The organism is Albidovulum salinarum, assembly GCF_025673475.1.
GTDB classification, from domain to species: Bacteria; Pseudomonadota; Alphaproteobacteria; order Rhodobacterales; family Rhodobacteraceae; genus Albidovulum; species Albidovulum salinarum.
Map to the genome: position 1 here is coordinate 1 of NZ_JAOVQO010000029.1, position 20,125 is coordinate 20,125.

The window sequence follows — 20,125 nt, forward strand, 5'->3', positions numbered from 1 at the left end:
TACAACACGAAACGCCCCCACAGTGCTCTGGGCTACCGCCCGCCGGCCCCTGAATCCGTCATCCCGATGGACCAGAGGCCAGTCATGCACTAACAATCAAATCGGACCACTCAGGTGGGGCTGATCATAGGTGCGGTCGCGGTCGACGAAGATCGCATCGACCTCCGTCTTCATGTTGTCGTAGATGCCGCGCGCGCAGGCCCCCCTGAAGAAGGCGAAGGCCCGGTCATGGGCGTCGAAGACCATCTCCTGCGTCTCGCGTGGATAGGCGCGCACGAAGGGCATCCGGCTGTAGCAAAGCCGGACATGGGCGACCTTCACCGTCGTCACCCCGTCCAACACAACGATCTCGTGGCTCCAGTCGAACTGGTAGGCTTCACCCGGGTCGAAGCTCAGGGGGATGAAGGCAGCGGCGCACGCCTCGTTCGTCTCCCGCTTCCATATCGCCGCATAGCGCCGGACAGCGTCATACCCGCCGGCATAGCCAAGGCCACGAAGCGCCTCGAGTATCCGGACCAACGTCAACCGCTCCCGTTTCACGCGCCGACCGTTCTCAGTGAGCAGGCGATCCAGTTCATCCCGCCACGGCCCGATCTTCAGCAGGGGCTGAACCGCGCGTTCATAGCTGAACTCGGTCTTCCCCGACCGGATCACCTTACGAACGACCTTCCGCGAGACCTTCAACTCCCGGCAGATCTGTTTGATCGACTTCTTCTGCCGAAAATGCGCCCGCCGGATCTTCGCGATCGTCTCTACAACCAGCATCCCAGACTCTGCCCCCGAATGACCTCGGAAGCATGATGGACCTTCGCATCAGGGGGGCGTGCCGTTTGGACGCCGATCGCCCCAACACAGGGGTCCTTATTCCACGCCGATCAACAGATTGTTGGAACGGAGGTTCTCCATGGAGGCTGCTTTGGAGGTTCTCCCGGTCGGTGGTCGCGGGCGCCGGAACCGGAAGCAAGCCGTAGGGAGCGCTTCAGCGCACCACTCCGCTTCGAGTCCCCGCCCCCGACACAACGGTACGCTGAAGCGCACCCTACTCTCCGAAATCACCCTCGGGTACCATTCCGGACCCTTCCGGCGCGACCAACCCGCGCTTGATGTCGCGATGGATTGATGAATACGGCCAATCGGTCGGCTTCCCGACAAACCCGTATTTCACCGGATTGATCCAACAATACCGGACATGCGCCACGTAATCCGCCTCGTCGCGGATGTGGTGTTCCCAATACCGCCGCTGCCATATGCCCTTCTCACGAAGGGCCTCATGGCTTTCCCGCGTCCGCCCGGCGGGCAAGCCACGCGTGAACCGCGCCTTGATCGCCCCACATCGCACCGAATAATCCGCGTCCCCCTCCGGCAAGGTCCAAACACAATGCACATGATCCGGCATCACCACGAACGCATCGATCCCGAACGGCCTCTCGCCCCGCGTTATCGCCACCGCCTCGCGAAGCCGCCCGACCTCGCGCACCAAGAGACCCGACCCGCGCTGGCCGAGCGCGACGGTGAAGAAGATCGTCGCGCCGGGGACGCGGGGGCGGCGGTAGCGGGGCATGGCCCATACTGCCGCGGGCAGGGGTAATGATCCGCAAACATCCGCGCCGCGAAAGCGCTTGCGCTTCGGCCGCGCTCTGACTTTCATGGTGCAATCCGACCGCGGGAGGTTCCGATGCCCTATGCCGTCTTCGCGTCGCTCGCGTTGTTCATGGGTGTCCTTCTGGCCACCTATCTGCCGGTCCTCAGCCAGAGCGGCCGCCTCGTCGGCTCGCCGATCCTCGCCAACGTGCCGTTCTACTTCTTCGGGCTCGTGACCTCCGCGATGCTCGCCGTCGCCGCCGGCAACCGGATGGACGATTTCGCCCGGCTGCGCGAGCTTCCGGGCTGGATGTTCCTGACCGGTGTGGTGAGCGCGCTGATGATCCTCGGCTCGACCTTCCTCATTCCCCGGATCGGCCCCGGCGCGTTCTTCGTCCTGCTGGTCGCCGGCCAGATCATGACCGGCGCGGTGCTCAGCCACATGGGCTGGCTCGGCGCGCCGGTCGACGCGATCGGGCTGCGCAAGTTGGCCGGGCTCGGCCTCGTCATGCTTGGCACCGGGCTCGTGGCCTGGCGCTGAGCGAGCCGACGCGGCCCCGCCGCCTCCGCTGCGCAGCGGGCACGGCAACCGGCGGACGGGCGGGGGCGCTCCAGCCGGCAGACGCCGGGCATACATTCGGACGAGCAGGCTGTTCGGGTGATGTACGGACCCTCCGGTTGGCACGGCGTCGATTCGCATCAGCGACAACCGGCCCGACCTGGCCCATCCTCGGTAAGCGGTGTTCCTGTCACACGTTGGCGGCGTAATTCCATGGGAGCAGTTCGTCGATCTGGCTCTGCCTGAGCAATGTGGACCACGCCGTGTAGATCGCGGTCCACTTTCTCCAAAAAACACAATAAAAACAATACACAAAAACAAGAATGGTAGGCCCGGAGGGACTCGAACCCCCAACCAAGGCGTTATGAGCGCCCTGCTCTAACCAATTGAGCTACAGGCCCGACCTGGGGCTTCACTAAGGCGCGATCAGGGGCAGGTCAATCGGCTTTGCGCCTCGCGACACGGTACCGAGCCGGCGCGGCGCCCCGCGACATCGCAACGCCCGACGTCCGGACCTGGCATCCGCAACGATTCGGCGGCGGGCTCGAAAGCACGTGGACAGCGGCCGGATGCGTCGTGGTCCGGCGGGGCAGGGCGGCGCAACCGCGTCTGCCTCGACGTGGCAGCAGCCGGCGGGCGCGCGAGAGCGCGGCTTCGGCCGATCGCGCGTTGCCCCCGCGAGCGGTTTCGGCTATCGCAGCGGCGACAGAAGCCGGGGGATGCGATGACAGCGGGGAAGAACGGTCTCACCTATGCCGATGCCGGCGTCGATATCGATGCGGGCAATGAACTCGTCGAGCGGATCAAGCCGGCGGCCAAGCGCACCCGGCGCCCCGGCACGATGTCGGGGCTCGGCGGCTTCGGCGCGCTCTTCGACCTGAAGGCCGCGGGCTATAGCGACCCGGTCCTCGTCGCCGCAACCGACGGCGTCGGCACCAAGCTGCGGATCGCCATCGACACCGGCAATGTCGACACGATCGGCATCGACCTCGTGGCAATGTGCGTCAACGACCTCGTCTGCCAGGGCGCCGAGCCGCTGTTCTTCCTCGACTACTTCGCGACCGGCAAGCTCGACGTTGACCAGGCCGCCCGGATCATCGAGGGCATCGCCGAGGGCTGCGCGCAGTCTGGCTGCGCGCTCATCGGCGGCGAAACCGCCGAGATGCCCGGCATGTACCATTCCGGCGATTTCGACCTCGCGGGCTTCGCCGTCGGCGCGATGGAACGCGGCCGCGACCTGCCGGCGGGGGTCGAGGATGGCGACGTGCTTCTCGGCCTCGTCTCGAACGGGGTCCATTCCAACGGCTATTCCTTCGTCCGCAAGGTCGTTGAGATGTCGGGCCTCGGCTGGGATGCCAAGGCGCCGTTCGGCGCCGGCACGCTCGGCGACGAGTTGCTCGCGCCAACTCGGCTCTATGTCACCCAAGCGCTGGCCGCGGTGCGCTCGGGCGGCGTCCACGCGCTCGCCCATATCACCGGCGGCGGCCTGACCGAGAACCTGCCGCGGGTCCTGCCGGAAGGCCTCGGCGCCGAGATCGACCTCTCGTCCTGGGAACTGCCGCCGGTCTTCCGCTGGCTCGCGGAGACCGCCGGGATGGCGGAGCCCGAACTGCTCAAGACCTTCAACTCCGGCATCGGCATGATCGTCGTCGTCGCCCCCGAACGCGCCGCCGACCTGCGGCTCCTGCTCGAATCCGAGGGCGAGACGGTACACGAGCTCGGCCGCGTCGTGCCGGGGCAGGGGGTCCGCTACCGGGGCCGGCTTCTTTGAAGCGAGTCGCGATCCTGATCTCGGGGGGCGGCTCGAACATGCTCGCGCTCTGCGAGAGCATGACCGGCGACCACCCGGCGCGGCCGGTACTCGTGGCCTCGAACGACCCCGAGGCGGGCGGGCTCAAGAAGGCCGCGGCGTTGGGCATCCCGACTGCCGCCGTGGATCACCGCCCGTTCGCCGGAGACCGCGCCGCCTTCGAGGCGGAGTTTCTGAAGCCGATCCTCGCGGCCGGGCCCGATATCCTCTGCCTTGCGGGCTTCATGCGCGTCCTGACCCCGGGGTTCGTCGAACGGTTCAAGGGTCGGATGCTCAACATCCATCCTTCTCTATTGCCCAAATACCCCGGGCTCGACACCCACGCCCGTGCGCTCGCTGCCGGAGATGCGGAAGCCGGCTGCACCGTGCACGAGGTGACACCCGTCCTCGACGATGGTCCGATCCTTGGCCAGGCGCGGGTGCCGGTCCTCGCCGGCGACACGGCCGAGACGCTGGCGGCGCGGGTGCTGCGCGAGGAGCACAGGCTCTATCCGGCGGTGCTGCGCCGCTTCGCCTGCGGCGACCGCACCCCGGTCCGCTCCTGACCGCTTCCCCGCCGCCGATCGGCGCGCAAGCGACGCAGACCGGCAACGGTGCGCGACATTGCGCGCGGCTCTCGCCCGGCGCCCTTTTCAAGGCCGGAGGGCTCGCCTAAGACGGACGAACCTGCGGGATGACCCCGCGCGACCAGGACATTTGATGCATACGATCACCACGACCGAAGACCTCGCCCGGTTCTGCGACGTCGCCAAGGCCCAGCCCTATGTCACCGTCGACACCGAGTTCCTCCGCGAACGCACCTATTACTCCAAGCTCTGCCTGATCCAGCTCGCGCTGCCGGGCGAGAAGGGCGAGGCGGTGCTGGTCGATCCCCTGTCGAACGGGCTCTCGCTCGAACCGCTCTACGACCTCTTCCGCCACGAGGGCACCGTCAAGGTGTTCCACGCCGCGCGGCAGGATCTCGAGATCTTCTTCGTCGATGCCAAGGTCTTTCCGGTGCCCTTGTTCGACACCCAGATCGCGGCGATGGTCTGCGGCTTCGGCGACCAGGTCGGCTACGAGACGCTGGTCCGCAAGATCGCCAAGCAGAACCTCGACAAGACCTCCCGCTTCACCGACTGGTCGCGCCGCCCGCTCTCGGAGGCGCAGAAGACCTACGCGCTGGCTGACGTCACCCATTTGCGGGTGATCTACGAATTCCTCGCCCGCGAACTCAAGCGCACCGGCCGCGAGAGCTGGGTCGTCGAGGAGGAAGCGGTGCTTCTCGATCCCGAGACCTACATCACGCGGCCCGAGGAGGCCTGGCAGCGCGTCAAGACCCGCACCACCTCGGGCCGCTTCCTCGCCATCGTGCGCGAGCTGGCACGGTTCCGCGAGGACTACGCCCAGACCCGCAACGTGCCGCGCAGCCGGGTCTTCAAGGACGACGCGCTGCTCGAACTCGCCTCGACCAAGCCTGCAACTCAGGAGGAGCTCGGCCGCTCCCGGCTCCTGCTGCGCGAGGGGCGCCGCCCCGACATCGCCGAGGGCATCCTCGCCGCGGTGCAGGCCGGCCTGGCGGCAAAGCCCGAGGACTGTCCGAAACCCGACACCTCGCGCGAGCAGCTTCAGGTCGATTCGGCGCTTGCCGATCTCCTGCGCGTGCTCTTGAAAGCCAAGTCGGAATATACCGGTGTGGCGCAGAAGCTGATCGCCTCGACCGGCGATCTCGACCTCCTGGCCGCCGGCGACCGCTCGGTCCCGGCGCTGAAGGGCTGGCGCGGCGAGGTGTTCGGCGCCGACGCGCTCCGGCTCTGCAAGGGCGAGATCGCGCTCTCCGCGCGCGGCGGCGCTGTCAGGGTCGTGCAGGTCTGACCCGACTTAACGCCGGCTCGACCGGCTGGAGCGGGTGCCGAGGACGACGATCTCGCGCACGCCCGCTAGCCGGACGTCCGACAGGTGCACCGCCGCCGTGACCTCGCGCGATTGCGGCGTCCCGGCCGGCTGCGTCGAGATGGGCGGCGAGAGGACGAAACGATAGGTGAGAACGCCGTCGACGGGCTCGCCTCCGTTTTCGGCCACGAGATCGGTGTTCCACCAGCCCTGGGTCGGCGGCAGGCCGGTGGCCAGCACGATCGCCCCGCCGGGCCGGCGCGCGATCTCGAGTGCGGTCACCTGGTCCACGAGCGGGCGCGGATCCTGGGGCGCCGCCGCGACGCGGACCTCGACCCCGGTTCCCGACGTGGAGTCGCCGAACCAGTTGGCGGGGTTGAGCCGGCTCTCCCTGGCTGCCTCGCAAGCCCCGAGCGTCATGGCGACAATCAACAATCCGGCGACAGCTACGCGCATCGTCAGGGCTCCCCTACATCTCGACATGTGGGTATCCCATCCGCGCGCCCGTGAAAAGAGGTGTGGACGGCTGGACCTCGGCACCGATTGTGACTACGTCACAGGCAGGAAAGAGAGTGTGCCCATGGCCAGCGCCGCCTTCGAAGACATTGCCGAGACCTTCGAGTTCCTCGACGACTGGGAGGAGCGCTATCGCCATGTGATCGAGCTTGGCAAGGCGATGGCACCGCTCGACCCGGCCTTCCAGGTTCCGGCGACCAAGGTCGAGGGCTGTGCGAGCCAGGTCTGGTTCCGGCCGCTGATCGAGGGGCAGGGCGCCAATGCGCGGTTCGATTTCCAGGGCGACAGCGACGCGATGATCGTGCGCGGGCTGATCGCGATCCTGCACGCGCTCTATTCCGGCCTCGAAGTGAGCTCGGTTCTTGAGGTCGATGCCGCTGCCGAACTCGGCCGGCTCGGATTGGATGAGCACCTCTCGTCGCAGCGGTCGAATGGCCTTCGCGCCATGGTCGGCCGCATTCGCAAGCTCGCCGCCGAAGCCGCGGGATAGCGATTTTCGGCGAAAAGCGCCGCGAATCTTCGCCGAAAATTCGTTCTGGTTCAAAGCCGTGATAGCGCCGGCCCAAGATCCCCATAGCCGGTGAAGCGCCGCTCGTAAGTTAGTCCAAGCCGCGCTGCGCAGTCCCGCGCCTTGGCGTCGAGTGCCGGATCCTCCGTCTGCGCCTGATAGACGAGCTTCTCGTAATTGCCGAAGTACATGTCGCGCAGCTCCGGATGGCGGTCGAGCCCCATCGGCTTCCAGACAAAGGCGTCGAACTGCCGGACCAGGAAGTCGGTCAGATAGAAGGCGGTGTACTCCTCGCGCGCGGCGAAGGCATCGTTGCCCTCGAAAAAGGAATAGCAGTGCGGACCCTCAATCATCTCGACGCCGAGCTCCTCGCAGCGCGCCATGAGCCCGCCGCCGGTGCCGCAATCGGCATAGACGACAAAGATGCCGTCATAGGCGTCGCGATGCTTCGCCACCGCCTCGGTCACCGCCTCGGTGATCTTCTCGGGCCAGAGATGGTATTTCGCCGGCAGGCAGGTGAGGTCGAGATGGTCCCAGCCGTTCGCCGCCTTCAGGTCGAGGATCTCGCGCGCCAGCGCGCCGCAGGCGATGAGCAGGATCCGCCCCTTGCGAGCAGGACCGATGCCGGACTCGGTAAGGGTCTCGTCGCTCGGGATCATGGCCGCCTCCGCCGCAGATGCGCAACCAGCGCCGCAAGAAGCAGGATCGGCCCCATTGCCGCCAGCCAGACCGGCGCCCCGGTTCCGGCAAAGGCCACCGCCATCACGACCGTCGCGGCGCCCGCGACGAGCACCAGCGCGAGGATCAGGGCGAAACGGCTTTTCGGCATCGGCGCCTCCTTTCTCCCTACCTGTGTCCGCAGGCGGGTCTTGTGAACCCGGATCCGAAAAAAAGCCCCGCAGGCAAAGCCGCGGGGCTGACAGGGAGCGTTACATCGCCGCTGAGGTTCAGCCGGCGGCAAGCTTGTTGTGCTTGCGCGACATGTAGTCCTTCGCGGTCTGCACCGCGACGGCCGCGTCGCGGCAATAGGCGTCGGCGCCGATGGCCTTGCCGAACTCTTCGTTCAGCGGCGCGCCGCCGACGAGGACGATATAGTCCTCGCGCATGCCCTTTTCCTTCATCGTGTCGATCACGACCTTCATGTAGGGCATCGTGGTGGTCAGGAGCGCCGACATGCCGAGGATGTCGGCCTGCTCGCGCTCGAGCGCGGCGATGTAGTTCTCGACCGGGTTGTTGATGCCGATGTCGACGACCTCGAAGCCGGCGCCTTCCATCATCATGCCGACGAGGTTCTTGCCGATGTCGTGGATGTCGCCCTTGACGGTGCCGATCACCATCTTGCCGACCTTCGGCGCACCGGTCTCGGCCAGGAGCGGCTTCAGGATCGCCATGCCGGCCTTCATCGCGTTGGCGGCGAGAAGCACTTCCGGAACGAAGAGGATGCCGTCGCGGAAGTCGGCGCCGACGATGGTCATGCCGGCGACCAGAGCCTTGGTCAGCACGTCATAGGGCGTCCAGCCGCGGTCCAGGAGGATGCGCACGCCCTCTTCGATCTCGTCCTTGAGACCGTCGTAGAGGTCGTCGTGCATCTGAAGCACAAGCTCTTCGTCATCGAGCTCGGAAAGGATGATGTCTTCTTCGTCGGCCATGCTGATCTCTCCTGGCGGTTCTTGCGCCCGTAATGCGACCAATGATGCCAGATCACTTGGCGATTTGCGACATCGGCCGCGCATTGCGCGACAGTGTGCGACAAGGGGGCAATAACAATGCTTGGTGCGCTTGATTTGAGTTCCTGTTTTGTTCTAGGTTTTGGCATGAGCCTTCCGCCTCCCGACCCGTTTTTGCGCCTGAAGGCGCGCGGCGCCGCTGCAAATGCCGCCGGGCGGTTCGAGCCCTACGAGCGGATTCGCGATTCCGACGGCTGGGACATGCCCGAGGAGGAGCGTCTCGCCCGGACCGAGGTCAGCGAGGAGCGACCGCGCTCGGCGATCAACCCCGTCAGTTCCCCCGACCTCGGTTTCGACCGCTCGCTCAATCCCTACCGCGGTTGCGAACACGGCTGCATCTACTGCTATGCGCGGCCGAGCCATGCCTATCTCGGCCTCTCCGCCGGGCTCGATTTCGAGACCCGGCTCGTCGCGCGCCCCACTGCGCCCGCGCAGCTCGCGCGCGAGATCGCGCGCCGTTCCTACCAGGTCGCGCCGATCGCCTTCGGCACCAACACAGACCCCTACCAGCCGATCGAGGCGCGCTACCGGATCATGCGCGCGATCCTCAAGGTCATGTCGGACTGGAACCACCCGATCTCGATTGTCACGCGCGGGGCGCTGGTCGAGCGCGACCTCGACCTCCTGGCCGACATGGCGCGGCGCGATCTGGTTCAGGTCGGCATCTCGGTCACCACGCTCGACCCCGGCCTTGCCCGGCGCATGGAGCCGCGCGCGCCCACGCCGGCCCGGCGGCTCGCGATGATCCGGGCGCTCGCCTCTGCCGGCGTGCCGGTCAGGGTCATGGTCGCGCCGGTGATCCCGGTCCTGACCGAGCCGGAGCTCGAGCGCATCCTCGCCGCCGCACGGGACGCCGGCGCGCGGGCGGCGAACTGGATCCTCCTGCGCCTGCCGCTCGAGGTGGCGGAACTGTTCCGCGACTGGCTCGCCCGGGCCGAGCCGGGCCGCGCGGCCCATGTGATGAACAAGCTCCGCGAGATGCGGGGCGGGCGGGACTACGTTCCGGACTGGGATCGCAGGATGCGGGGCGAGGGAATCCACGCCGATCTGATCGCGCGCCGCTTCGCGATCGCGATAAGGCGTCTCGGCCTTGCCGGCGACCTGCCACCGCTCGATTGCGCGTCCTTCGCGCCCCCGCCGAAGCAGGGCGACCAGCTTTCGCTGTTCTGAGACGCGCCTTTTCGGGCGCCCCGCCCGCCCACCCTGCACCCTCAAAGGCGCGGGCCCGCGCGCGGGCCATGCGAACGAAACCCGCGCCATCTACGCGAGGCCGGGTTACTGCCGTGAATGGCCTCCCATGCCGGTCTCCTTCACCCGTCCGGCGTGTCCAGCCCCGCGCCACTCAAAGGAAACCTCACCCGACGGCGCCTGACCGCGAGGGATTTCGGCAGTCCGGTCGCCGAGGCCATATTTCGTACAGGCTTCACCGTTCGCGACATCCCCGCCATTCGAGCTGCGAGGTGCGACGAGTCGCGGAAAGGTCAGCCCGGACCGTCAGCCAGTTGATTCAACGGAATCGGGCATGTGTATTCTTGCAGCCGATTTCGTTAGACGAGTACGTACCGCGACCCTCCGTAAGACGATCCATGTCCGGATTAATCACCGGCGCGTCCGAAATAGAAAGAACTGCTCAAATAAATTGTTCAAGTGTCGGTGTCTGATGCGTTCCTCAGACCTGGCGGTCCCACGAAGTTCGTAAGTTTTGAAGCTACATTTCAATCAAAGTAAAACTCTCTCGCAGCACCGTCTCTGTCGATCGCGTAGATGATCAGGCGCGGTACACTTCTCAATTCGCCGCTCTCGGCAACGATCATCTTTGGGTCACAAAGTATCACAAGGCCTCGATACCCGAACTCTCTCTGCCAAGCGGGATCGGGTGCAAACCCGTCCGGTCCTACACTTAGAACCCCGCAACAGTTCGGATTAAGGGCGATAAACTCGCCGACGCTGTGATATGGCCGCAGTTTCAAATTTGAGTACGAGCCGTCGTTGGCCCGCACCCCCATGACACCCGGTTGCTCCACGTCAAGGTACAGCTGAATCCCCGCGGAAATATATTCATCAATATTTTCTGGGTTCCCCCAAAATCGAAGATGCGCGGGAAGGTCTGCTTGTGGGCGTGCGTACTTCGCGCAGGACGGAGATTCTTGCGCGACAACGGCAACTGCGGAAAGTGATCCGATCAGGGCGGCGAGCAGCAATCGTTTTGGATGCGATGAATGATTCATTGTGATTCTGTTGAATTGATGACCTGACTCGTTTCCGGTCCCGACTGGATGGGATCCTGCATGCCTCGACTCCAATCGTCCCACAGCCGGTTCCACACACCTGGAAAATGACATGAAAACACAGTTGAGTAGACAAAAATCTCTGCAGAAAGCCGGATTTCAAGTTGTATGTCATTGCGCAGGCAAAGGTCTGCTGAACCCGCAAGGCGGATCAACGCGAGGTGCCGACATATCCGATGTTTCGCCGGCGTTCCCGGCGCTGGCCCGCGCAGGCATCCGGATGCCGCGACCGACCGAGGCACTCAATTCCCGTTTAACGCGGCGCCGACCGGTTGTACCCTTTACCGCCGCGCCCCGGCACCCTCTTCATCTTGCCCGAAATATCCCGGGGGAGCCCCGGACCTCGTCCGGGGCGGGGGCAGCGCCCCCTTCTTCGGTCTCAGCCGCGCCGCCGGCCGCGCCGCTCGCGGCCTGCGCCCTCGTCGGCGCCAGTCCCGTCCGAGGTCGAGGAGAATCCGCCGAGCTTCTCCGCGATCTCGTCGAGCGTCGGGCGCGCGCCGCGCGGCCGCTCCTCGAGCGCCCGGCGCATCGAGGCGAGGTGTTCGGGCATCGTGCCGCAGCAGCCGCCGATGATCGTGGCCCCGGTATCCCGCGCCAGCACAGCGTATTCCGCCATAAGTTCCGGCGTGCCGTCGTAGTGGATATGGCCATCGTGGTATTTCGGGATGCCGGCATTGCCCTTGGCGATGATCGGCCGCTCCGGCCCGGCGGCGACGAAGCCGAGCAGCGTTCGCATCAGGTCCGCCGCGCCGACACCGCAATTGGCGCCGAAGGCGAGCGGCGGGTTCGCCAGCTGATCCACCAGCGCCACCATCGCCGCCGAGGTCACGCCCATCATCGTCCGCCCCGCCGTGTCGAAGCTCATCGTTCCGCACCAGGGCATGCCCGCCTTCGCGCAGGCCTCGGCCGCGGCCGCAAATTCCTCGGGTGACGAGATCGTCTCGACCCAGAGCACGTCGACGCCGCCCTCCTTCAGCCCCTCGGCCTGTTCGTGGAACATCTCGACCGCGAGCTCGTGCGTGAGCGCCCCCATCGGCACCATGATCTCTCCCGTCGGCCCCATCGAGCCAGCGACCACGACCGGACGGCCCGCGGTATCGGCGATCTCGCGGCCGAGGCTCGCGCCCACGCGGTTCAGCTCGCGCACCCGGCCTTGCGCGTCATGCAGCTTCAGCCGGCTCGCGTTGCCACCGAAGGTGTTCGTGAGGAACAGGTCCGACCCCGCCTCGACCGCGCCGCGGTAGAGCGCGCGGATATTGTCCGGCCGGTCGGTGTTCCACAACTCCGGCGCCTCGCCGGCGGTGAGCCCCATGTTGAACAGGTTCGTGCCGGTCGCACCGTCGGCGAGGATCCAGTCGCGGGTTTCCAGCAGACGGGAGAGGGAGGTGCTCATCGCATAACCTTTCAGAAGGGGCCGCATCCGCGCGGCCTTGCGGCAGGATGTGCCATGCCGCGCGCGCCGATGCAAATCGAACCTGATCAAGATGATCTTCGATCCGGCGCATTTTCTTCACCGGCCACGGTATCGGTCGCAGCTGCGGGATCGCGTCTTGATCCATTCCCGTGCCGCGAATCCCGGCGCGATAAATCGTGGCGCACGGGTTTTAACTTCTACCCGTTTCTTTTGCCATCTGACCGGCGCAAGCACGCACCCGCGCAGCGGCGCCACGGGGAATGCGCGATCTAGGATACGCCGCCGTCCGGTTTCCACCACCTTCGCGACACGACGGCCTTCTCGATCTCGGCGAGACCGTCGGTCACTACCTGCCGGAGTTTCGTGGCACCGCCTGGGACGGGCTCAAGGTCGCCGACGTTCTGCACCAGAGGTCCGGTCTCGATATCCGGGAGGCGGACCTCGGAGATCCGGATCATCCGACGACGACGTTCTACACGACCTTCGCCGGGGCTTCGTTCCTGCCGGAAAATGCCTCGTTCGCGGATGCGATGAAGCAGGCCGGCACATTGCGCGCGTCCGGCGAGCGTTTCGAGTATTCCTCGATGAACACGATGACGATGATCATGATCGCGGAAGCGATCACCGGCAAGCTGTTCCACGATCTCCTGACCGAGCGGCTGTGGAGCAAGGCGGGCATGGAGGGCGACGCCGTGCTCGGCCTGTCACCCGCGGGCGAACCCTCTGCTGTCGGCATCTTCGCGTCGCGCCTGCGCGATCTGGCTCGCTACGCAACGCTCTACACGCCCAGTTGGACCGCCGTTGCGGACGAGCGGGTCGTGGGGGGGATTATCTGCCCAAGGTCTGCGCGGTCGCGAAAGGTGCGGGGTTCGCCGGCGATCTGGGGGACCGGATGCAAGCGCATTTCGGCGAGGCCGACATGGGCACATCCTGTCAATGGGATGCCGTGTTCGCCGACGGCGATCTCTACAAGTCCGGGCGCGGGGGGCAGTGCATCTACATCTCGCCCGAGACCGATACGGCGGTCGTCTATTTCTCCGCGTCCTGGCAAGGCTCGTTCTGGGTCCACGCCTATGCGCGCGATTGTGCAGCAGGTGTTCAGATAGACGTTTAAGTGGCTCGCCGCGACGCTTGCCGCGGCCGCCGGATTGCGGATCGGTTGGTGGTCGATACGTCTTGCCGGCCCAACCCCGTCAGGCCGGCAGTCCGGACGCCCGCACTCGCGCAACGCGCGGGCGCGATACCGACCGGACCTCTGCGCTCAGGCCTCGCTGGCGATCTGGCGCTTGGCCTCGGCCATCAGCTCGATCATCTTGGCGCGGATCGTCGGCCCGTCGGCCTTGCCCTCGAGATCGGCATAGACCTTGCGGAACACGTCGTCGTCGCCGGCCTCCTCGACATCGGCAAGGACGACCTCCCTGGCATAGGCGTCGGCGGCCTCGCCGACCTTGCCAAGCAGCCCCGCCGCCCAGAGCCCGAGCAGCTTGTTGCGCCGCGCCTCGGCCTTGAATCTCATCTCCTCGTCATGGACGAACATCGCCTCGAAAGCCTGCTCGCGCTCGTCGAAAGTGGTCATGCGGATCCCCATCTGGAATTTGCGGTGCTTTATTATTCATATGCCCGCCGCGCTCGCGACGTGCAAGTGTCTGCAATACCGGCGGCCGCGCCGGAACCGGGACCGAAACGCCGGGCCCGCGCCGCCCGGTTCCGGCTTTGGCTTGCGGCACCGAACCTTCTGGCCTATAGCGGCGCGAGGAAAGGCCGGAGGCGCCCGGCCCGTCGAACGGAGCTTACATGGCACGTCGCAAGAAGATTTACGAAGGCAAGGCGAAGATCCTCTACGAAGGCCCGGAACCCGGGACCTTCATCCAGTATTTCAAGGACGACGCCACCGCCTTCAACGCGCAGAAGAAGGACGTGATCGAGGGCAAGGGGGTTCTGAACAACCGCCTCAGCGAGTTCTTCATGGCCGGGCTGACCAATATCGGCATCCCCAACCATTTCATCCGCCGCATCAACATGCGCGAGCAGCTGATCCGCCAGGTCGAGATCATCCCGCTCGAGGTGATCGTGCGCAACTTCGCCGCCGGCTCGCTCTCGAAGCGCCTCGGCATGGAGGAGGGCACCGCGCTGCCGCGCCCGATCGTCGAGTACAGCTACAAGAATGACGCGCTCGGCGACCCGATGGTGAGCGAGGAATACATCCTCGCCTTCAACTGGGCCAACCAGCAGGATCTCGACGACATCGTTTCGATCGCGCTCAGGGTGAACGACTTCCTCTCGGGCGTCTTCTACGGCGTCGGCATCAAGCTCATCGACTTCAAGATCGAGATCGGCCGGATCTGGGACGGCGACTTCATGCGCCTCATCGTCGCCGACGAGATCAGCCCCGACAGCTGCCGGCTCTGGGACATCAAGACCGGCCAGAAGCTCGACAAGGACGTGTTCCGCCGCGACCTCGGCAGCCTGACGGACGCCTACAGCGAGGTCGCGCGCCGCCTGGGCGTGCTGCCGACCCAGACCACGCATCTCACCAAACCGACGCTGATCAACTGAAAGGCCCGCGATGAAAGCCCGTGTCCATGTCATGCTCAAGGATGGCGTCCTCGACCCGCAGGGCGAGGCGGTGCGCCACGCGCTCGGCACGCTCGGCTTTTCCGGGGTCGAGGCCGTGCGCCAGGGCAAGGTGATCGAGCTCGACCTCGCCGCGACCGACCGCGCCGCGGCCGAGGCCGAGGTCGCGCGGATGTGCGAGAAGCTCCTCGCCAACACCGTGATCGAGAAATACACCGTCGAGATCGGCTGATGCGTGCCGCGGTCCTGACCGGGTACCGCGCCCCCCTCGACCTAGCCGATGTCGCCGAGCCGGACTGCCCCGCCGACGGGGTGGTCCTCTCGGTCCTCGCCTGCGGCATCTGCCGCTCGGACTGGCACAGCTGGACCGGGGCGGACCCGGATGTGCGGCTCCCCCATATCCCCGGCCACGAATATTGCGGCGTGGTCGAGGAAACCGGCCCCCGCGTCACCCGCTGGACGCGCGGCGACCGCGTCATCGCCCCCTTCATCCTCGCCTGCGGCCAGTGCCCCGCCTGCGCCTCCGGCAACCAGACGACCTGCCCGACGCAAGTCATCCCCGGCTTCACCCATCCCGGCGCCTTTGCCGAACGCATTGCGGTGCCGCGCGCCGACCACAACCTGACGCGGCTCCCCGAGACGATGGAGCCCGCGCTCGCCGCGGCACTCGGCTGCCGCGTCACCACCGCCTGGCACGGACTCACGGGCCGCGCCGCCCTGCAGCCGGGCGAATGGCTCGCGGTCTTCGGCACCGGCGGCATCGGCCTCTCGGCGCTCCTCCTCGCGAAGGCCATCGGCGCCCGCGTGATCATGGTCGACGTCGTCGCGGAGAAACTCGCCCATGCCGCGGCGCAGGGCGCCGAGGCCACCGTCAATGCCGCGACCGAGGACGCGCCCGCGGCAATCCGCGAGATCACCGGCGGCGGCGCCGATGTCGCCGTCGAGGCGCTCGGGATCGCGGAAACGACCATCAGCGCGATGAAAAGCCTGCGAAAGCTCGGACGCATGGTGCAGATCGGCATGCCCGCCGGCACACACAGCCAGATGACCCTGCCGATGGACGTGCTCTATTCCGGCCAGCTCGCGCTCTTCGGCACCCGCGGCATGCCCGCGTGGCGCTATCCCAGCCTGCTGTCGCTCATCGACGCAGGCCGGGTCGACCTCACCCCGCTCATCGCCCGCCGCGTCGCGCTCTCCGCCGCCTCGGCCGAGCTCGCCGCCTTCGATCACCCGGCGCCGCCCGGCGTCGCCGTCATCACCGATTTCACCCGCTGAACCTTCTTCATTGCCGAAATACCCCGGGGTTTGGGGCATCGCCCCAATCCGCCGCTGGAACCGGCGCGAAGATTGGGTTACAGCGCAGCCAACCCGACCAGCCCGAGGACCGCCCATGAAAGCCGCCGTCATCACCTTCCCCGGATCGAACTGCGACCGCGACCTCGCCGTCGCCTTCGAGCGCATCGGCGCCGAGGTCGTCCGGGTCTGGCACAAGGATGCCGAGCTGCCGAAGGGCATCGACATCGTCGGCATCCCCGGCGGCTTCTCCTTCGGCGACTACCTGCGCTGCGGCGCCATCGCCGCGCAATCGCCCGTCGCCGCCGCCGTGAAGGACTTCGCGGGCAAGGGCGGCTACGTCATCGGCATCTGCAACGGCTTCCAGATCCTCACCGAGACCGGCCTCCTGCCGGGCGCGCTCCTGCGCAATGCCGGGCTCAAGTACGTCTGCAAGGCGCTCGACCTCCGGGTCGAGACCGCCGACAGCGCCTTCACCTCGGGCTGGCACAAGGGCAGCCTCGTGCGGATCCCGATCGCCCATCACGATGGCAACTACACGATCGACGACGAGGGGCTGAAGCGGCTCAAGGACGAGGACCGCATCGCCTTCACCTATGCCGACAACCCGAACGGCGCCACCGCCGACATCGCGGGCGTCCTTTCCGCCAACCGCCGCGTCCTCGGCATGATGCCGCATCCCGAGCGGATGGCCGAGCCCGAGCATGGCGGCACCGACGGATCGGTGCTTTTCCGCTCCCTCGCCGCCACGATGGCGCTCGCCTGAGCGCGGCCGCTTGAGGCGCCCTCCCGCGAGGCTTAAACTGGCGCCATGTCCGACGAGGCGACACCGAAAGACGAGCGGGGGCACGCCGCAGATACCGGCAGCGCCTCCGCTGGCCTGCCGGTGGCCATTGAGCCGGCGCCGGGCGGGATGATCCGCAACCCCTGGTTCCTGCGCCTGATCGTCATCGCCTTCATCGTCACCGCGGTCTCGGTGATCTGGAACACCAACGCCTTCCTCACCGACCGCTTCAGCGAGACCACCCGCAACCGCGCCGAGGTGCGCCTCGCGCTCTACACCGGCCATGTCCTGAGCGAACTGCAGCGCACCTCGGTGGTGCCGCTGCTCCTTGCCCGCGACCCGGCGCTGATCTCCTCGCTCAACTCCGGCGACTTCTCGGTGACCTCGCAGCGGCTCATCACCGCCCAGACCGAGATCGGCGCCGCCTCGATCCTGCTTCTCGACCTCTCCGGCCGCACCGTGGCCGCCACCGACCGCACCCGGCTCGGCTCAAGCCATGCAAGTGCCGCCTATTTCGTCGACGCCCAAAGGTCGAAGGACACCGTCTTCACGCTCTCCGAACGCGTCTCGGGCGGGTTCGAGTTCACCTATTCGCGCGCCGTCCTCTCCGACAACCGCGTCGTCGGCGTGATCGTGGTCGGCGCCGAGCTCGCCAAGTTCGAGCGGGTCTGGTCCGGCATCACCGATGCGGTCGCGGTGGTCGACAGCGAGAACCGGGTGATCCTCTCGACCGAGCCGCGCTGGCGCGGCCTCACGATCGGTCAGGCGCTCGCCGTGCGCTCCGCGCCCTCGGCTCTCGAACGCGCCTTCCAACTCACCGCCGACTGGACCTACAACACGCCCGACGCCTATGTCCGCGGCGAGGCGGTGATGCGCAACGAGGCGCGGATCCCGTTCCGCGGCTGGAAGCTCATCAGCTTCACCACCTATGATTCGATCCGCGAGCAGGTGAACGCCGTTCTGGCACTCGAGATCATGGGCTTCGCGGTGCTCCTGGCGATGATCTTCTACTTCCTGTCGCGCCGGGCGCGGCTGCAGTCGGTGGTCGCACGGCGGGAGTCGGCGGAACTGCGCCTGCTCAACGCCCGCCTGCAGCGGGAAATCGCCGAGCGCGAGAAGGTCCAGAAGGACCTCGCCGTGGCCGAGCAGACCCTCGCGCAATCCTCGAAACTCGCCGCCCTGGGCGAGATGTCGGCGGCCGTCAGCCACGAGCTCAACCAGCCCCTCGCGGCAATGAAAACCTACCTCGCCGGCGCCCGCCTCCTCCTCCAGCGCAAGCGCGCCGAGGAGGCCCTGTCCTCGTTCCAGCGCATCGACGACCTCATCGAGCGGATGGGCGCGATCACCCGACAGTTGAAGAGCTACGCGCGGAAGGGCGGCGAGGCGTTCGAGCCAGTCGACGTTCGCTCCTGCGTGTCCTCGGCGCTGTCGATGATGGAGCCCACCCTGCGCACCCGCGCGGTCCGCATCAGCCGGGTCCTGCCGCGTGCGGCGGTGATGGTCATGGCCGACCGGGTGCGGCTCGAGCAGGTGATCATCAACCTGCTTCGCAACGCCCTCGACGCCACCAAGGAGGTGCCCGAGCCGCAGGTCGAGATCCTGCTCACCTCGGGCGAGATCGCGACGCTCGCGGTGCGCGACAACGGCCACGGCATCGCCGATCTCAATAACCTCTTCGAGCCGTTCTACACCACCAAGAAGCCCGGCGAAGGCGTCGGGCTCGGCCTTGCCATTTCCTCCGGGATCGTCAAGGACCTCGGAGGACGTCTTACAGCGCGAAATGCGCCGGGCGGGGGGGCTGTATTCGAAGTCAAGCTCCCCATATTGTCGGAGAAGACGCAAGCGGCTGAGTGAGGTGAGCGATGGCGCGGGCTATGAAAGTTGCGATCGTCGATGACGAACAGGACATGCGGCAGTCGATCAGCCAGTGGCTGGCGCTGTCGGGCTTCGATACCGAGACCTTTGCCAGCGCCGAGGACGCGCTGAAGGTGATCGGCCCCGACTATCCGGGCGTCGTGGTCTCCGACATCAAGATGCCGGGCATGGACGGCATGGCCTTCCTCAAGCGGCTGATGAGCATCGACTCCGGCCTGCCGGTGATCATGATCACCGGCCACGGCGACGTGCCGATGGCGGTGGAGGCGATGCGGGTCGGCGCCTACGACTTCCTCGAGAAGCCCTTCAACCCCGACCGCATGACCGAGCTTGCCAAGCGCGCCAGCCAGACCCGGCGGATGACCCTCGACAACCGCGCGCTCAGGAAGGAGCTCTCCGACGGCACGACGATCATGAAGAAGCTGATCGGCAACTCGCCGGCGATGGAGCGTCTGCGCGAGGACATCCTCGACCTCGGCCAGGCCGACGGCCATGTGCTGATCGACGGCGAGACCGGCACCGGCAAGACGCTGGTGGCGCATGCGCTCCACGCCGTCGGCCCCCGCGCCGGCAAGAAATTCGTCGTGCTGTCCTGCGCGGCCTTCTCCGAGGAGCTGCTCGCCACCCGGCTCTTCGGCCCGATCGAGGAGGGCGGCCAGATCCCGCTCGTCGAGGAGGCGCGCGGCGGCACGCTGGTGCTCGAGGACATCGAGGCCCTGAGCCACCCGCTGCAGGCCCGGCTCCTGACCTTCATCAACGACCAGGGCACCCCGGCCGAGACCCGGATCATCGGCATCTGCAACGACCACGAGCAGGGCCGCACCGTCGAGGATGCGCTCCGCCCCGACCTCTACTACCGGCTCGCGGCCCTGAAGATCATGCTGCCGCCCCTGCGCTCGCGCGGCGAGGACATCCTCACGCTCTTCACCCGCCTCGCCGAGCAGTTCTCCGAGGAATATGGCTGCGAGGCGCCGCAGGTGACGGCACAGGAGGCCGCACAGCTCCTGCAGGCGCCCTGGCCGGGCAATGTGCGCCAGCTCATCAACGTGGCCGAGCGCGCGGTTCTGCAGAACCGCCGCGGCTCGGGCTCGATCGCCTCGCTTCTGATGGCCGAGAACGAGGAGGCGGGGCCGGCGATCACCACCGAGGGCAAGCCCTTGAAGGATTACGTCGAGAGCTTCGAGAAGATGCTGATCGACAACACGATGCGCCGCCACAAGGGCTCGATCACCGCGGTGATGGAGGAGCTCTGCCTGCCGCGGCGGACCCTCAACGAGAAGATGGCGAAATACTCGCTGCAGCGCGCCGACTATCTCTGAACGCA

Annotated in this window: 21 protein-coding genes, 1 tRNA gene and 2 pseudogenes; 14 read left to right on the forward strand and 10 right to left on the reverse strand. The window is 66.8% G+C overall.

The annotated features are described in order from the left end of the window. Positions 1–120: 120 nt before the first annotated feature. Positions 121–765 (reverse strand): annotated as a pseudogene (gene istA / locus OEZ60_RS20635) (IS21 family transposase); the annotation flags it as partial. A gap of 274 nt (positions 766–1,039) precedes the next feature. Continuing rightward, on the reverse strand, positions 1,040–1,561 hold the full coding sequence (locus OEZ60_RS20640) for an REP-associated tyrosine transposase (protein ID WP_263340524.1): 522 nt from the start codon (positions 1,559–1,561) through the stop codon (positions 1,040–1,042). Between the two features lie 114 nt (positions 1,562–1,675). On the opposite strand from OEZ60_RS20640, the gene OEZ60_RS20645 reads away from it, so the two are divergent. Further along, entirely contained in the window at positions 1,676–2,122 is a 447-nt protein-coding gene (locus tag OEZ60_RS20645) for a DMT family transporter (protein ID WP_263340461.1), read from the forward strand. 342 nt (positions 2,123–2,464) lie between these two features. Here OEZ60_RS20645 and OEZ60_RS20650 read toward each other — a convergent pair. Next, positions 2,465–2,541, reverse strand: a tRNA-Ile gene (locus OEZ60_RS20650). A 323-nt stretch (positions 2,542–2,864) separates the two neighbouring features. Here OEZ60_RS20650 and purM point away from each other — a divergent pair. The 3 genes from purM (at position 2,865) to rnd (ending at position 5,804) form a co-directional block, all read left to right on the forward strand. Then, positions 2,865–3,911 carry a phosphoribosylformylglycinamidine cyclo-ligase gene (purM, locus tag OEZ60_RS20655; RefSeq protein WP_263340464.1) on the forward strand — a complete coding sequence of 349 codons (1,047 nt, stop codon included), beginning with the start codon at positions 2,865–2,867 and terminating at the stop codon, positions 3,909–3,911. Then, a complete protein-coding gene (gene purN / locus OEZ60_RS20660; protein ID WP_263340466.1) occupies positions 3,908–4,495 on the forward strand; it encodes a phosphoribosylglycinamide formyltransferase in 588 nt (195 codons plus the stop codon). Before purM ends, purN begins: the two co-directional genes overlap by 4 nt. Positions 4,496–4,649: 154 nt before the next feature. Continuing rightward, complete coding sequence (gene rnd / locus OEZ60_RS20665; protein WP_263340469.1) at positions 4,650–5,804, forward strand: ribonuclease D; 1,155 nt, start codon at positions 4,650–4,652, stop codon at positions 5,802–5,804. A gap of 6 nt (positions 5,805–5,810) precedes the next feature. Here the strand turns inward: rnd and OEZ60_RS20670 are convergent, their stop codons facing one another. After that, on the reverse strand, positions 5,811–6,278 hold the full coding sequence (locus tag OEZ60_RS20670) for a hypothetical protein (RefSeq protein WP_263340471.1): 468 nt from the start codon (positions 6,276–6,278) through the stop codon (positions 5,811–5,813). 124 nt (positions 6,279–6,402) lie between these two features. Between OEZ60_RS20670 and OEZ60_RS20675 the strand changes: the two genes are divergently transcribed. Next, complete coding sequence (locus OEZ60_RS20675) at positions 6,403–6,828, forward strand: SufE family protein (protein WP_263340474.1); 426 nt, start codon at positions 6,403–6,405, stop codon at positions 6,826–6,828. Positions 6,829–6,878: 50 nt separating this feature from the next. Here OEZ60_RS20675 and OEZ60_RS20680 read toward each other — a convergent pair whose 3' ends face one another. The 3 genes from OEZ60_RS20680 to OEZ60_RS20690 all read right to left on the reverse strand — a co-directional run bounded on the left by OEZ60_RS20680 (position 6,879) and on the right by OEZ60_RS20690 (position 8,495). Further along, positions 6,879–7,505 (reverse strand): DUF1638 domain-containing protein, encoded by a 627-nt coding sequence (locus OEZ60_RS20680; RefSeq protein WP_263340475.1) that lies wholly within the window; start codon positions 7,503–7,505, stop codon positions 6,879–6,881. Then, positions 7,502–7,675, reverse strand: a complete 174-nt coding sequence (locus OEZ60_RS20685; protein WP_263340478.1) for a hypothetical protein — start codon at positions 7,673–7,675, stop codon at positions 7,502–7,504. The genes OEZ60_RS20680 and OEZ60_RS20685 overlap by 4 nt, the downstream gene beginning before the upstream one ends. 118 nt (positions 7,676–7,793) lie before the next feature. Then, a complete protein-coding gene (locus OEZ60_RS20690; protein ID WP_263340481.1) occupies positions 7,794–8,495 on the reverse strand; it encodes a corrinoid protein in 702 nt (233 codons plus the stop codon). Positions 8,496–8,660: 165 nt separating this feature from the next. Here OEZ60_RS20690 and OEZ60_RS20695 point away from each other — a divergent pair, with 165 nt between their 5' ends. Next, on the forward strand, positions 8,661–9,743 hold the full coding sequence (locus OEZ60_RS20695; RefSeq protein ID WP_263340484.1) for a PA0069 family radical SAM protein: 1,083 nt from the start codon (positions 8,661–8,663) through the stop codon (positions 9,741–9,743). A gap of 545 nt (positions 9,744–10,288) precedes the next feature. On the opposite strand, the gene OEZ60_RS20700 is transcribed toward OEZ60_RS20695, so the two are convergent. Together OEZ60_RS20700 and bmt are read right to left on the reverse strand one after the other, a co-directional pair. After that, the gene (locus tag OEZ60_RS20700) at positions 10,289–10,774 is read right to left on the reverse strand and encodes a hypothetical protein (protein ID WP_263340487.1); all 486 of its coding nucleotides are present in this window, start codon (positions 10,772–10,774) and stop codon (positions 10,289–10,291) included. Positions 10,775–11,240: 466 nt separating this feature from the next. Continuing rightward, a complete protein-coding gene (bmt, locus tag OEZ60_RS20705) occupies positions 11,241–12,254 on the reverse strand; it encodes a betaine--homocysteine S-methyltransferase (RefSeq protein WP_263340490.1) in 1,014 nt (337 codons plus the stop codon). Positions 12,255–12,535: 281 nt separating this feature from the next. Between bmt and OEZ60_RS22315 the strand changes: the two are divergent. Further along, positions 12,536–12,997, forward strand: a pseudogene (locus OEZ60_RS22315) (serine hydrolase); the annotation flags it as partial. Between the two features lie 170 nt (positions 12,998–13,167). Further along, positions 13,168–13,389 carry a hypothetical protein gene (locus tag OEZ60_RS20720; RefSeq protein WP_263340497.1) on the forward strand — a complete coding sequence of 74 codons (222 nt, stop codon included), beginning with the start codon at positions 13,168–13,170 and terminating at the stop codon, positions 13,387–13,389. Positions 13,390–13,536: 147 nt separating this feature from the next. Here the strand turns inward: OEZ60_RS20720 and OEZ60_RS20725 are convergent, their stop codons facing one another. Beyond that, positions 13,537–13,851, reverse strand: a complete 315-nt coding sequence (locus tag OEZ60_RS20725; protein WP_263340499.1) for a DUF1476 domain-containing protein — start codon at positions 13,849–13,851, stop codon at positions 13,537–13,539. 218 nt (positions 13,852–14,069) lie between these two features. Between OEZ60_RS20725 and purC the strand changes: the two genes are divergently transcribed. The 6 genes from purC (at position 14,070) to OEZ60_RS20755 (ending at position 20,120) form a co-directional block, all read left to right on the forward strand. Continuing rightward, a complete protein-coding gene (gene purC, locus OEZ60_RS20730; RefSeq protein WP_263340501.1) occupies positions 14,070–14,831 on the forward strand; it encodes a phosphoribosylaminoimidazolesuccinocarboxamide synthase in 762 nt (253 codons plus the stop codon). 10 nt (positions 14,832–14,841) lie between these two features. Continuing rightward, entirely contained in the window at positions 14,842–15,081 is a 240-nt protein-coding gene (purS, locus tag OEZ60_RS20735; RefSeq protein WP_263340503.1) for a phosphoribosylformylglycinamidine synthase subunit PurS, read from the forward strand. Next, entirely contained in the window at positions 15,081–16,124 is a 1,044-nt protein-coding gene (locus tag OEZ60_RS20740; RefSeq protein ID WP_263340505.1) for a zinc-dependent alcohol dehydrogenase family protein, read from the forward strand. Before purS ends, OEZ60_RS20740 begins: the two co-directional genes overlap by 1 nt. A 115-nt stretch (positions 16,125–16,239) precedes the next feature. Next, the gene (gene purQ, locus OEZ60_RS20745; protein WP_263340507.1) at positions 16,240–16,908 is read left to right on the forward strand and encodes a phosphoribosylformylglycinamidine synthase subunit PurQ; all 669 of its coding nucleotides are present in this window, start codon (positions 16,240–16,242) and stop codon (positions 16,906–16,908) included. Between the two features lie 147 nt (positions 16,909–17,055). Beyond that, a complete protein-coding gene (locus tag OEZ60_RS20750) occupies positions 17,056–18,780 on the forward strand; it encodes a sensor histidine kinase (protein WP_263340527.1) in 1,725 nt (574 codons plus the stop codon). A gap of 8 nt (positions 18,781–18,788) precedes the next feature. Beyond that, positions 18,789–20,120, forward strand: coding sequence for a sigma-54-dependent transcriptional regulator (locus tag OEZ60_RS20755; RefSeq protein ID WP_263340510.1), 1,332 nt, complete (start codon positions 18,789–18,791; stop codon positions 20,118–20,120). The last annotated feature ends 5 nt before the right edge of the window (positions 20,121–20,125 follow it).